We start from the raw sequence: 12,908 nt of genomic DNA on the forward strand, positions 1-12,908 counted from the left end.
CTTCTTGAAGAGTACCGCGAATCCGGAATGAATGATACCGCCAGTCCGGAAACACGATACCGTTGTTGGTGATATTCCATACAAATCATGAATATGATGATTTTGATCCACTGTGTGCGTCAATGAGAGCCATCGTGGTAGTGGCGGAAGCCACTCGCATCACCAAATGATCTTTGAAAACTGGTTTTTAGAATAAATTTCAATCCAGTATTCGAAATTCAGTGAGCCAAATGCGAGAGGACGCCGGCAAAGCGCAGTTTGCTTTGCCTTTACAAGGCGGCCGGCTCGCATGGAGGCCCCGCCTTTTGGGGCCGTTACCCGCATCAAACCATCCTTGAATCAACTAGAAATGTTCTCCGCGGGCACAGACCTCCAAGGAAAATTGAAATCCATTTCGCGCCCTTAAACAACCCGGTTTTGACCTTTTTAAGGACACTTAACACAATGGTTACTCACTTGCCCGGGGATTCAGCCCGTACACCTCCCGCATGGATACATCTTTTGACGGGTTAATGCTTTCAATATTGATTTTGTATGCATCGTGTACGATGCGGTCAAGAATGGCATCCGCCAAAGGCGAATCATCACCACCTAACTGTTCATACCACCCTTCATGCCTGTACTGGGAACAAAAGATGGTGGAAGATTTCTTCCGTCTTCTGTGAAGCAGTTCAAAAATGTCTTTGGATTCGGAGGGAGATGGTTTCAGCAGCAACCATTCATCGATGATCAGGAGCACTGGGTTGGCATACTTCGCCATCACTTTTTTGTAATTTCCTTCATCCCGTGAATGCTCCAAATCAATAAGTAGGTCCGGAAGCCTTACATACTGTGTTTTAAAGTGCTGTTTACAGGCTTCCATGCCGAAGGCGCAGGCCATGTAAGTTTTACCGCTGCCGGTTGCACCTGTGATAAAGATATTGCGATGCTCAGGAATGTAATCACAGTACGCCAGTCTTTTGATCAGGTCTTTGTTAAGCCGACGCCCTGAAGTGTAGTCAATGCCCATGATACTGGCGTCCGCCTGGTCAAATTCTGCATTGCGAATCAGGCGATCCAGACGATTGTTTTTACGACGTGTGTATTCGATGTCCACCATAATCCCGAAACGTTCTTCGAAGGAGACTTCTTTCATGTTAGGATCCGCCATTTGTTGACGAAAGGCGTCCGACATGGCAGTTAACCGCATTTCAATGAGTTTATCAACAGTACTGTTATTGATCATTTTTCTGACCTCCATAGTAATTGGCCCCACGTGTGATGCCAAAGTTGTTTTTAGTGGATGTTTCCGCCTGCAGTTCAGCTTTTTCCTGAGTGCCCGTCACAAGGATGTTTTTAATACTCTTGTAACTGGGACTGGCGGTAAAGCTTAATGCTTTTTCGCAGGCAGCTTCTAAACGACGGTCCGAATACTTGTCGGCCAGTTTTAGAAGACCCATACAACTTTTGTAGGCTTGCTGTTCAATACGTTTGGAGGTGAGAATTACATCAATGGCCTGGTGGGTGTTCACACCGATTTTTTCAGCCCATTTTCTGAACCGGTCCCCGGTCCATTCCAGGTACTTCTGATGGTCAGGCGGCATGTGCTCTAAGATGGTACTGTACTGACCTTTTCGGCCATAAAGACGCTGGTGGGATGTAATACGGTTGTGATTGTAGAAAACTTCAATGACCCTGGCGGTTACCCTTACATCAACTTTTCGTTTAATGTATTCGTGTGGAACAGAGTATAGCATTCCATCCACGGATATGTGATAATTGAACTGAACAGTGGCCTGTTTCCACAGGGCAAGTTCGTAAGGGGTAGCAGGTAGGGGCGTCAGGAAAGGCAACTCTTCCGTATGGAAGAGACTCCACCTGCTTCCTTCCTTTTTTTGAAAATCTTTTAAGTTGAAAGCTTCAAGTTTCTCTCTGATGGCACCGTTTAATTCGGATAGTGAAAAGAACTGTTCTTTTCGAAGTGCAGCTGTAATCCAGGTGGAGATGTGGCCCACTGTCCCTTCCACATTGGCTTTGTCTTTTGGTTTACGGACCCTTGCGGGCATGACAGCGGTCCCGTAATGTTCGGCCATTTCATGGTATGTGGCATTGACTTTCTGGTTGTACCATCCTTTGTTGTGATCGACAGCTGTTTTACAGTTGTCAGGCACCAGTATTTTTGCCACACCGCCGAAGTATTCATACATGTGAACATGGGCTGTAATCCAGGCTTGTTGCTTTTCATTCACAAAGGCTTCCACATAAGCGTATTGACTGTAGGTCATGACACCAACAAAGAGATGGGCTTCAGTCACTTCACCTGTATCAGGATCAATGATCTGTGCAGGTGTACCGGCCCAATCAACTTCCACCTGTTCTCCAGGTTTACGCCGGATATGCATGGTGGCACGACGTTTTTGTTCATCCTGCTGAATGTAATGACAAAACTGGGAATACATAAGTGGTTCGTCACCATTTAAGCGGCATTCTTCCATGTATTCCGTCCACAGCAGTTTCTTGGTAACGCCGTTCTTGAGCAACTCTTTACGAATGTAGCTGAAGTCAGGTGGTCGCTTTGCTTTCGTCGTTTCCTTTGTAGAAACAGGGAACAACTTTTCAGCTAGCACACCATCTGTCTGGTCGTCATTAAGCGGCCAAGTGATGCCTAGTTCATCAGCTCGTTTAATGACTCGATTGACCGTTGTTTTTGAGGCACTGCAGCCGTAGGCGATGTTTCTTTGGCTCAGTCCCATGGCATACAACCTCAAAATTTCTCGATACCTGGTCATTTTGTATGACCTCCTCACAATATATTTGCATCGCTGGATGCATAAATATATTATACGTGAAGCGGTATCATTCTCCGGATTTGCGGTATCCTTACATCGGAATGACGGTATCATTACTCCGGACAGGTGGTACAATTTGCTCCGGAATACTCAACCATGTTCAAACAGCCATAAACCACCGTAATCAAGGTAATGGCTCTATGTAAATTCTTAGATAGTTTTGCTGTTATCTTTTAAGTAGATATTCATCATTTTATTTTGCTTATTTTTGTGATTTTAAAATTTTTGTTGACAATGAAAATCATTACTGCTAAAATCTAAACGGTAATGATTTTCATTTCATTATAAAAACTTTAATTACTAAGGAGGAACAAATAATGAACAAAACATTAAAATTAGTTTTCCTAGCGATAGTAGTAATGTCGCTCCTAATTACAGCTGGTTGCGGTAGTTTAAATGAAGAACCTACCACTGAACCAGAAGATAAAGGTTTTGTTAACCTTTATACAAGCCGTCACTATGATATTGACCGTGAGCTTTATGATATGTTTGAAGAGCAAACTGGAATCAAAGTTAATGTTGTAGAAGGTAAAGGCGATGAGCTAATGGAGCGTCTTGACCGTGAGGCTGAAGCAACAGAAGCTGATCTATTCATTACAGTCGATGCTGGTAACTTAGCACGATTAAAGGAAAGAGGGTTAACACAACCAATTAACAGTGATGTTATAGAAAGTAATATCCCAGAAAAATTACGTGATCTCGATAATGCTTGGGTTGGTTTAACAAAAAGAGCTCGTGTCATTGTTTATGCAAAAGATCGTGTAGATCCATCTGAGCTTTCTACATATGAAGCATTAACTGAGTCTGAATGGAAAAACCGTGTTTTAATTCGATCTTCAGAAAACATTTATAATCAATCTTTATTAGCTTCATTCATTCATTTAAAGGGTGAAGAAGCTTCTAAAGACTGGGCTGCTGGTATTGTAGCAAATATGGCAAGAGAACCACAAGGTGGAGACACTGACCAAGTAAAAGCTGTTGTTGCTGGAGAAGGTGATGTTGCGATTTCAAACACATACTATGTTGGTCGATTACTAAACTCTGAAAATCCTGAAGATGTTAAGGTTGGCCAGGCTGTTGGTATATTCTTCCCTAACCAGGACTCAACTGGTACACACATAAATATTAGTGGTGCTGCTTTAGTGAAGCATGCAAAAAATGTTGACAATGCTATTAAATTCCTTGAGTTCCTAACTGATGTAAAAGCACAAAAAGTATTTGCTGAAGGTAACAATGAATACCCAGCAAATCCAAACGCAGAAATCAGTGAAACATTAAAATCATGGGGAGAGTTTAAAGAACAAGATATCAATTTAACAATCGTTGGTGATAATAATGCAAAAGCAATTCAAACATTTAACGAAATAGGTTGGAAATAGTTTGATGTAAAAAACCGTCGTATCGCTATTGATAATGTGATGCGACGGTTTTAATTAAAAATTTTGGGTATACCCAATTTCATTATTGTTTTATACTTATTTAAGAAAATATTAAAAAATTAACTATAGATACGTTTAGTAACATGCTTCTATTTACTATATAAATATGATTGCTATAATCAACTAAGGATGTGAAAACTATAAAGATAATACAAAAAATAAAGCAACAGCTAGATATTTGGGCATTGCTTAGCTTTCTATTTATATCTATCATTTTACTACCCAATATGCTAATAGTAGTTGAGTTTTTTTCGGAGCCTAATGAAAACTGGTACCATATAAAAGAATATTTGCTATTTGATATTATTTTTAATACAGTTGTTATTATGGCTTTTACAGGATTAGCAACAACAATTATTGGAACTAGTTTAGCCTGGTTCATTACAGTTTATAAGTTTCCACTGCGTAACTTTTTAAAATGGGGATTAATTTTGCCACTAGCTATTCCACCATTTATTGGAGCCTATACGTATCATGGGATGATTAATTATACAGGTATTATTCAGTCAACATTACGAAATAACTTTGACATTACGGTGAATCAGAAATATTTTAATATTATGTCTACGGAAGGCACCATTTTTATCTTTACGATATTTCTTTTCCCCTATGTCTATGTGATTACGAAAAGTTTTTTTGAAAATCAATCTTCCTCAATAGTTGAAAATGCTAGATTGCTTGGCGCTAATTCTACAGAAATATTCTTTAGAGTAATCTTTCCTATATCGAGAGCTGCTATATTAGGTGGCGTTACTATCGTCATGTTAGAGGTTATTAATGATTACGGTGTTGTAAAATATTACGGTATTCAAACCTTTATCACGGCTATTTTCCAAACCTGGTTTGGAATGGGTGATCTTGATTCAGCATTTAAGCTTGCTAGTACTTTAATGGTTGTTGTTATTTTAATTCTTACCTTTGAAAAAGTTGTTAGAGGAAGAAAGCGATTTAGTTATTCAAATTCAAAAGTCAAACCTATTCAACCTAAGCAATTAACAGGTAAAAAAGCATGGTTGCTTTTTGGTTTTTGTTTTGGAATTTTTAGTTTTTCATTTATTATTCCCTTTATTCAGTTAATCTATTGGGTATTTATGACCTATGATAAGATATTGACCAATGAATTTTATACATTAGTAATGAATTCATTTATGGTGGCGTTTATTACATCAATCATTATTGTGATTGTAGGACTAATTATTGCAAACTATTCTAGAATTCACCAAGGCATCGTTTCAAAGATTATCTCTAGAATTACAGTTCTTGGTTATTCTATTCCAGGTGCAGTCATTGCTATCGGTGTAATTACAATTTTCCTAACCCTCGATGATAAAATCCGTTATCTATCAAACTTATTCGGTTCAGGTCCAATTATCGTTCTAAGAACAAGTCTTATTATGCTAGTATTTGCTTATGTTATTCGCTTTCTAGCTGTAGGTTATAATTCAATCGAAGCTGGGTTTGAAAAGACAGGGAATAGTTTTACCGAGGCTGCAAGAACCCTTGGCTCTTCAACAATTAGAGTTTTTTTTACGGTTGATATTCCACTAGTGAAAGGAGCAGTTATTGGTGGTTTCATTCTAGTTTTTGTAGATATTTTAAAAGAGCTACCACTTACAATGCTTTTGCAGCCTTTTAACTTCCATACATTAGCAACAAAAGCATTTGTATATGCGAATGACGAAATGGTAAATGAAGCAGCTTCAGCATCTATATTGATTATTTTAATTAGTGCGACCTGCATCTTTTTCTTTCACAAGATATTGGATAAGGAGGACCAAAGTTAATGTTTATTACTATTCAACGTTTGCAATTTCAATATAAAAATACAAAGGAACCTACAATTAAGGATTTTACTTTAGATATTAAGCGAGGAGAAATTGTTTCAATTCTCGGTAATAGTGGAAGTGGAAAAAGTACGATTTTGCGACTAATTGCAGGGTTAGAAATACCAAAATCAGGTTCGATTTCAATTAATGGAAAAATGATAGTCGATAACAACACTTTCACTCCACCAGAAAAAAGAAAAGTAGGAATGGTTTTTCAAGATTATGCCCTTTTCCCACATATGACTGTTGAAAATAATATTAATTTTGGCTTAAGAAGTATGACTCGTAAGGAAAAACAGTTGCGAATTGAGGAAATGCTTTCATTAGTAAACATGACTGAATATAAAAAAAGATATCCTTATGAATTAAGTGGTGGGCAACAACAGCGAGTTGCCTTAGCAAGAGCTCTTGCCCCTGCTCCTTCTCTCTTAATTTTTGATGAACCATTTAGTAATCTTGATGCCAACCTTAAAGTAAAAATTAGATGTGAATTACGTAACATTCTTAAAGATACTGGCATTACATCTATATTTGTTACACATGATCTAGATGACGCAAATGTGATTGCCGATCAGATAGTTTACATTGATAACGGAATGGTAGATCGCATTGTATCCCCGGATAGTAATTAAGCGGATCGCCTAATCGAGTTATTATATCATGCCTAAGGAGTTTTTAATCATAGAAACTCTGCTTTGATAACAGTAAAAATCTCCATCAACCTTGGTTTATTCAAAACCCATGGTGATGGAGATTTTCATATTTTTTTCTACTATTTTAAATAACCTTTTTAAGTAGCACCGTTACCCAAATAATGTCATTTTGTAAATCATTGTATTTAGCTAACTGACTTTTCATATACTGTTAAAAGAAATGGGTTTTATCTGTATATCTATCTTTAACTCGTCGGTTCTTTTCTTTAAGGTTTCCATATGTTCTTCTAAAACACTAGAAAGTGGAGTAGGATTAATAATCACAGGTTACGCATTTGTCTCTGAAGATGAACAACCTAATCCAAAAATCTTGGGTATTTCTGATGATCGATTCATCGAAGAGTATAAAAAACTAACAAGTGCAGTGCATAGAGAAGGTAGTAAGATAGCGTTGCAAATTGTCTATGAGGCTCACAAAATCATCATCCAAAATCGAAGAAAATGAAAATATTAGGGCCTACCATATGGGGTAGAAATTTAAAATTTTTTCATTCAAAAATCGGACATGGTGTGTCCAGTCTATAAGAAATCTAAGCAGACCTGTAGCAAAATACGGTCTGTTTTTAATATGTCCAAAAAACAAAACTACCGCAAACTGCCCCGTAACCAATCGAGGAGCAAAACGCCGGAGTTATCTATGAAGCCTATAAGAGGCAGAAATAGATGACTCCGGCGTTTTTTGTTTGCATGGATTTAGAGGACATGGCATGTCCATTTTCAAAAAATATTTCATGTTACATTTTTAGTAGATAAGCAATCATGCTATCTAAATAAAATCTCAATGTCCTAGTGCGCATACGGACGGCGGGATTTTCTCCTAGCATACTTAATTTTTTCAAAAACTTTTTTAAATAGCAAAAAAACTTAGCTATTTAACTTTTATTATTTAATCACAGAACAAAGGAAAGGGGGGAGGAAGCGGTGAGTGCTAATGAAAGAAGGATGAAAATTATAGAAGTACTTTGTATTAGAAGACAGGATACAATGTCCAACTTAGCAGCTGAATTTAAAGTCAGTATTGGAACTATTAGAAATGACATTAATGCTTTATCGCTTTCTTACCCCTTGGAAACTATTAGAGGTCGTTATTGCGGGGGAGTTAGAGTAATGAAAGGTTATCATTTAAATCGGAAATATCTCAAGCCTCAACAATATGAATTATTAGAAAGGTTAAGCAAAAAACTTTATGGTAATGACCTTGCCGTAATGCAAAGCATTTTTAAGGACTTTGTTCTTAATAAAAACACGGGATGACCCCGAATTTAGAGAGGATGGAAAAAGTGAACCAATTAGAACTAATTGATGAAAGAGAAGTGCTAGGTAAAGATTTCAAAGTTTATGGAACACCAGAAGAACCATTATTTCTAGCAAAAGATGTAGCAAAATGGATTGAGCATAGTAATCCAACTTCAATGTTGGCTGCAGTGGAAGAAGATGAAAAAGTAATAATAAAAACACCCACTAAGGATTGTTTAGAGGGTATGCAAGCAAACACTCAGTATACTTTTTTAACAGAAGACGGCCTTTACGAAGTATTGATGCAGTCAAGAAAACCGCAGGCTAAAAGATTTAAGAAAAAAATAAAAGAGATTCTCAAAGATATCAGAAACCATGGAGTATATGCAACTAATGATGCAATAGAAAAAATGCTAAATGATCCAGATACCATGATTAAAACGCTAGAGGTTCTAAAGGCAGAAAGAGAAAAAGTTGCACAGCTGACAGAGGTCGTGGAAGAACAAGACGAGAAGCTGAATTTTTTTAGAAATCTCCAAAGGCTTAATGAAATGCTAAGGGCTTCAGACATTGGAATGTACTACGGAATCACAGCCAAGGACTTCAACCGCATCATGCAGGATGCCAAGATCATTAAGAAGATAGATTCCAACATCAGTGGCAGAAGCACCTACTACGTGATGACCTCCAAGTACATTTCTACAAAATACTGTCAGGTGATTACGGAAACCTTAAAGGGTGGCCGCAGAATCAAAACCAATGTATGGCTGCCGGAGTCTTTGGAATTTATAGATGAAATCATGAATCAATATGGTTGCAGCTTTGAGATTTAGTATTCATGACCTGGAAGGGAGGTGATGTAAGTCATGTCAGAGATAAAGCTCTATGAGCACCAAGAAAAAGCATTAGAAGCAATAAAGGATAAGTCGAGAGCTGCCATATATCTTGACATGGGCTGATAGGCCTTGGGAAAACCTATATCGGCTCAGAGAAGATGAAACAGCTTAATGCACCATATAACCTACTCATTTGCCAGAAGTCCAAGATTAAAGACTGGGCGGAGCATTTTAAGACCTACTACGAATATGAAGTAATCATTTATAAAAAACAGCCTATAGAGGACATTCCAGCTAATAGCGTCATCATCATCAATTATGATTTAACCTGGCGAAGGCCTGAGCTAAGCAACCTTAGAGACTTTACCATGATTTTAGATGAATCTCAGTACATTAAAAATGAAAGATGCAACAGGGCCGAGTTTGTTCTAGGACTAAAACCATCAAATGTAATTTTACTTTCTGGAACCCCAACTGGTGGAAAATACGAAGAATTGTGGTCCCAGCTTAAACTCCTAGGGTGGAATATCTCAAAGAAGCTCTTTTACAAACAGTATACCATCACAGAAAAGATGGATGTAGGTGGTTTCGAGATAACAGTAGTTAAGGGATATAAAAATGTAGACCGCCTGAAGGAGAAACTTAAATCCCACGGTGCCATATTTATGAAGTCAGAGGAAGCCTTTAATCTTCCAGAGCAGATAGAAAATATCATAAAAGTAAAAAACACCACCCGCTATAGGAAGTTCAAGAAAGACCGGGTGATTACTGTTGGTGGAGAAACCTTGGTAGGCGATACGGCTTTAACAAAGCTACTATATCTAAGGCAGTTGGCATCCATCTATAACAATCACAAGCATCAGGTGTTAAAGGAGCTTCTAGAGTCAACAGAAGATAGAATTGTTATTTTCTATAACTTCAAAAGGGAGCTTCATCTTATAAAATCACTGGCCGAAGGGTTAGAAAAACCAATTTCCTACATTAACGGAGATGGTACTGACTTAAATAATTATGAAACCAAATCAAGCACCGTAACACTGGTCCAATATCAGGCAGGAGCAAGCGGAGTCAATCTTCAAAAAGCCAATAAAGTCATTTACTACAGTTTACCTCTCTCCAGTGAGTTATGGATGCAGAGTAAGAAAAGGATACACAGGATAGGTCAGAGTAGGGCTTGCTTTTACTATTATCTCATCACCGAGAAATCGGTAGAAGATAAAATTCTAAAGGTGCTACAGGAAAGGAGGGATTATACCTTGGAGTTATTTGAGAAGGAGGACACATAAATGACTGAAAAACAATTACAAAGTAAAGTAATTAAATTCCTAAAATCCCATCCCAACATATGGTTTTTCAAGGTCTGGGGAGGTGGATTTCAAAAGTCAGGGATACCGGACATTATCTGCTGCGTGAATGGTTATTTCATAGCCCTAGAGCTGAAATCTGATGCGGGAAAACCAACTGCTTTACAGCAAATGAACATTCGGCAGATTAACGCAGCGGGAGGAATTGGAGTGATCCTTTATCCAGCAGGATTTGAGAAGTTCAAAATGTTAGTAAGGGAGGTGAATTCGTGCAGTTTAGCCACAGCAGAGTCGAGTGTTTTGAAAAATGTAAATATCAGTTTTACCTTAGGTACAAAAGAGGATTAACTACTATTATTCCACCAGGTGAAGATAGTCCACTTATTGTAGGTTCCGCCATGCATATGGGACTGGAAAAGGGTGCTTGTTTTATGGAGGAATATTACTATAACCAATATCCACTAATAACAGATGCCCATATTAACGAGATGATTAAGCTAAAAACACTAGTGGAGAAAGCTCAGATGACACTAGATGAGTTAGTAGGAGATAGGAATGTTACCTTTGAATATGAGATAAACTTCCCGGAATTTAAAGGGTTTGTGGATTTAATTCTCCATAACAAAGACTTAACTATTGATGTATATGACTTTAAGTATTCCAACAACGTGGAGAATTACCTTCAGTCCAAGCAGCTACACCTCTATAAACATTTCTTAGAGGGTCTAGGGTTTAAAGTTTCAAAGATTGGATACATCTTCATTCCTAAAACTTTTATTAGGCAGAAGAAAACGGAAGACCTTTATCAATTTAGAAAGCGGCTAAGAGAAACTCTGTCAAGAATGGAAGTTAAAATCATTGAAGTAGAATACGACCCCCAAAAGGTAGAGGATTTCTTTAATAGCTGCAGGGAGATTGAGACTGTAACAAACTATGAAAAAACACCAAGCAAACTCTGCAATTGGTGCGAATTTCAAAAATATTGTGAGGAGGAGATTGACTATATGTTATTACCTAAAAATGAAAAACGACAACGCAAGATTGATTTAAACCCGGATAAGTGGGTCTATGGAGATTCCTATGTGGGAAAGTCATCCTTTATAGATTCTATGGAGGACCTACTTTTTATTAACACAGATGGGAACGTTGATAATACAACCTCTCCAGTCATTAGAATTACCGATGAAGTGACCTATGAAGGAAGGCTTAGAAAAGAAAAACAGGCATGGGAAGTATTTCTTGAGGTTATTACAGAGCTAGAGAAAAAAGACAATACCTTTAAGCGAGTGGCAGTGGATTTAGTTGAGGATTTATATGAGCACTGCAGATTATACACATATAGAAAGTTAGGGATAGACCACGAACAAGACGCTGGCTTTGGAAAAGGCTGGGACATGGTTAGAACAGAGTTTCTATCAGCCATGAAAAGACTTAAAAATCTTGGATATCAATTAATCTTTATCTCCAAGGAATTAAGCACTGAGATTACCCTGAAAAATGGAAGTAAACTCACCACAATCAAACCCAACATTAATGATAAAGTGGCAAATGTTCTAACGGGAATTGTGGACCTTACAGCAAGAGCTTATATGGATGGGGAAGAGAGATACCTGCTTCTAGAAAAGCAAGAGAATGTCTTCGGAGGAGGTAGATTTAACTTCAAGGTGGAAAAGGTAAAGCTTGATAAGGATACATTTATTAAAGCGTTAAAAGAAGCTCAAGAAGGAATCAAAACCTATTCTAAAGGGGATGTGCCTGCAGTTGAAACGCCTGCACCAGAACCATCTGAACCATCTAATACCGAACCAACAGAAACAGAAACACCTGATTTCAAAACTGAAAAACCAGCCCGTAAGAGCAGACGCTCTTCAAAATAAAAATCTAAAGGAGGACAACTATTATGAGTAATGTATTTGCAAAGTTTGACAAGCAGTTTGATGTAAAGGGATTAAAAGAGGATTTAAAAAGTGTTAGCACTAACACTGCTGATTACAAGGAAGTACCATTTGGAACCTATGAAGTAGCTATTGAAAAACTGGAACTGGTGGAATCAAAGTCAGGGAAACCTATGGTGAGTTGCTGGATGAGAGTTTTAGAGGGAGAGTATAAAAATTCCATGCTTTTCATGAATCAAGTGATCCACGCTGCATTTGGACTTCATATGGCAAATGAGTTTTTACGTTCCCTAGGAACTGCTCTGGAAGTGACATTTGATAATTTCTCCCAGTACCACAACTTGCTTCTAAATCTTCATGAGGCAGTAGATGGGAATTTTGAGTATGCAGTGGAGTATGGGGAAACCAATAAGGGATTTAGTACCTTTAAGATTACTGATGTCTTCGAGGTTCAGTAGAATGTTACTGTTTTACGACGCAGAGGTTTTCCTGGCAGATTGGCTCTTCGTCATTTTAAATCCAGTAACCAAAGAAAAACACCTTTTCATAAACGATGCTAAGAAATTAGCGTCGTTTTATGAAAGGCATAAAGACCATATCTGGGTGGGCTATAACAACCGCCATTATGACCAGTACATCTTAAAGGGCATCCTTTGTGGTTTTAATCCCCATAGTATCTCCAAGTTTATTATAACAGAGAAAAAACAGGGATGGCAGTATAGTGTTGATTTACACTTAATATTGACCCCCAATTACGAATAAATTTGACCCCCTCTATAAAACTAGTATAACCTAGTCAATGACTTTAAAAAAGTATATGACTAGGAGGTT

12 protein-coding genes are annotated in these 12,908 nt (G+C 37.8%); 10 read left to right on the forward strand and 2 right to left on the reverse strand.

Translation table 11 applies throughout. The features are described from left to right. Nucleotides 1-448 precede the first annotated feature (448 nt). Together istB and istA are read right to left on the reverse strand one after the other, a co-directional pair. Nucleotides 449-1,240 carry an IS21-like element helper ATPase IstB gene (istB, locus tag J2Z35_RS03160; RefSeq protein WP_330623354.1) on the reverse strand — a complete coding sequence of 264 codons (792 nt, stop codon included), beginning with the start codon at nucleotides 1,238-1,240 and terminating at the stop codon, nucleotides 449-451. After that, nucleotides 1,215-2,768, reverse strand: coding sequence for an IS21 family transposase (istA, locus tag J2Z35_RS03165; protein ID WP_209659252.1), 1,554 nt, complete (start codon nucleotides 2,766-2,768; stop codon nucleotides 1,215-1,217). Before istA ends, istB begins: the two co-directional genes overlap by 26 nt. A 377-nt stretch (nucleotides 2,769-3,145) precedes the next feature. On the opposite strand from istA, the gene J2Z35_RS03170 reads away from it, so the two are divergent. The 10 genes from J2Z35_RS03170 to J2Z35_RS03215 all read left to right on the forward strand — a co-directional run bounded on the left by J2Z35_RS03170 (nucleotide 3,146) and on the right by J2Z35_RS03215 (nucleotide 12,535). Further along, nucleotides 3,146-4,207, forward strand: coding sequence for a Fe(3+) ABC transporter substrate-binding protein (locus J2Z35_RS03170; RefSeq protein WP_209659254.1), 1,062 nt, complete (start codon nucleotides 3,146-3,148; stop codon nucleotides 4,205-4,207). Between the two features lie 191 nt (nucleotides 4,208-4,398). Further along, complete coding sequence (locus J2Z35_RS03175) at nucleotides 4,399-6,051, forward strand: ABC transporter permease (protein WP_330623355.1); 1,653 nt, start codon at nucleotides 4,399-4,401, stop codon at nucleotides 6,049-6,051. Further along, complete coding sequence (locus J2Z35_RS03180; RefSeq protein WP_209659256.1) at nucleotides 6,051-6,725, forward strand: ABC transporter ATP-binding protein; 675 nt, start codon at nucleotides 6,051-6,053, stop codon at nucleotides 6,723-6,725. The genes J2Z35_RS03175 and J2Z35_RS03180 overlap by 1 nt, the downstream gene beginning before the upstream one ends. A 241-nt stretch (nucleotides 6,726-6,966) precedes the next feature. Continuing rightward, nucleotides 6,967-7,251, forward strand: a complete 285-nt coding sequence (locus J2Z35_RS14965; RefSeq protein WP_209659257.1) for an oxidoreductase — start codon at nucleotides 6,967-6,969, stop codon at nucleotides 7,249-7,251. Nucleotides 7,252-7,727: 476 nt separating this feature from the next. Then, on the forward strand, nucleotides 7,728-8,060 hold the full coding sequence (locus J2Z35_RS03190; RefSeq protein WP_209659259.1) for a DeoR family transcriptional regulator: 333 nt from the start codon (nucleotides 7,728-7,730) through the stop codon (nucleotides 8,058-8,060). Nucleotides 8,061-8,086: 26 nt separating this feature from the next. Then, nucleotides 8,087-8,875 carry a BRO-N domain-containing protein gene (locus J2Z35_RS03195; RefSeq protein WP_209659261.1) on the forward strand — a complete coding sequence of 263 codons (789 nt, stop codon included), beginning with the start codon at nucleotides 8,087-8,089 and terminating at the stop codon, nucleotides 8,873-8,875. 161 nt (nucleotides 8,876-9,036) lie between these two features. Continuing rightward, entirely contained in the window at nucleotides 9,037-10,164 is a 1,128-nt protein-coding gene (locus tag J2Z35_RS03200) for an SNF2-related protein (protein ID WP_209659263.1), read from the forward strand. Further along, complete coding sequence (locus J2Z35_RS03205; protein WP_209659265.1) at nucleotides 10,165-10,530, forward strand: VRR-NUC domain-containing protein; 366 nt, start codon at nucleotides 10,165-10,167, stop codon at nucleotides 10,528-10,530. Beyond that, nucleotides 10,452-12,059, forward strand: a complete 1,608-nt coding sequence (locus J2Z35_RS14870; protein ID WP_209659267.1) for an AAA family ATPase — start codon at nucleotides 10,452-10,454, stop codon at nucleotides 12,057-12,059. The genes J2Z35_RS03205 and J2Z35_RS14870 overlap by 79 nt, the downstream gene beginning before the upstream one ends. Nucleotides 12,060-12,082: 23 nt before the next feature. Next, a complete protein-coding gene (locus tag J2Z35_RS03215; protein WP_209659269.1) occupies nucleotides 12,083-12,535 on the forward strand; it encodes a DUF669 domain-containing protein in 453 nt (150 codons plus the stop codon). The last annotated feature ends 373 nt before the right edge of the window (nucleotides 12,536-12,908 follow it).

Source organism: Acetoanaerobium pronyense, from assembly GCF_017874355.1.
Classification (GTDB): Bacteria; Bacillota; Clostridia; order Peptostreptococcales; family Filifactoraceae; genus Acetoanaerobium; species Acetoanaerobium pronyense.

What these genes read in the sequence shown, in the direction of transcription:
- istB (WP_330623354.1), bottom strand. Translation starts at nt 1,240, where the DNA reads ATGGAGGTCAGAAAAATGATCAATAACAGTACTGTTGATAAACTCATT.
- istA (WP_209659252.1), bottom strand. Translation starts at nt 2,768, where the DNA reads ATGACCAGGTATCGAGAAATTTTGAGGTTGTATGCCATGGGACTGAGC.
- J2Z35_RS03170 (WP_209659254.1), top strand. Translation starts at nt 3,146, where the DNA reads ATGAACAAAACATTAAAATTAGTTTTCCTAGCGATAGTAGTAATGTCG.
- J2Z35_RS03180 (WP_209659256.1), top strand. Translation starts at nt 6,051, where the DNA reads ATGTTTATTACTATTCAACGTTTGCAATTTCAATATAAAAATACAAAG.
- J2Z35_RS14965 (WP_209659257.1), top strand. Translation starts at nt 6,967, where the DNA reads ATGGGTTTTATCTGTATATCTATCTTTAACTCGTCGGTTCTTTTCTTT.
- J2Z35_RS03200 (WP_209659263.1), top strand. Translation starts at nt 9,037, where the DNA reads ATGAAACAGCTTAATGCACCATATAACCTACTCATTTGCCAGAAGTCC.
- J2Z35_RS03205 (WP_209659265.1), top strand. Translation starts at nt 10,165, where the DNA reads ATGACTGAAAAACAATTACAAAGTAAAGTAATTAAATTCCTAAAATCC.
- J2Z35_RS03215 (WP_209659269.1), top strand. Translation starts at nt 12,083, where the DNA reads ATGAGTAATGTATTTGCAAAGTTTGACAAGCAGTTTGATGTAAAGGGA.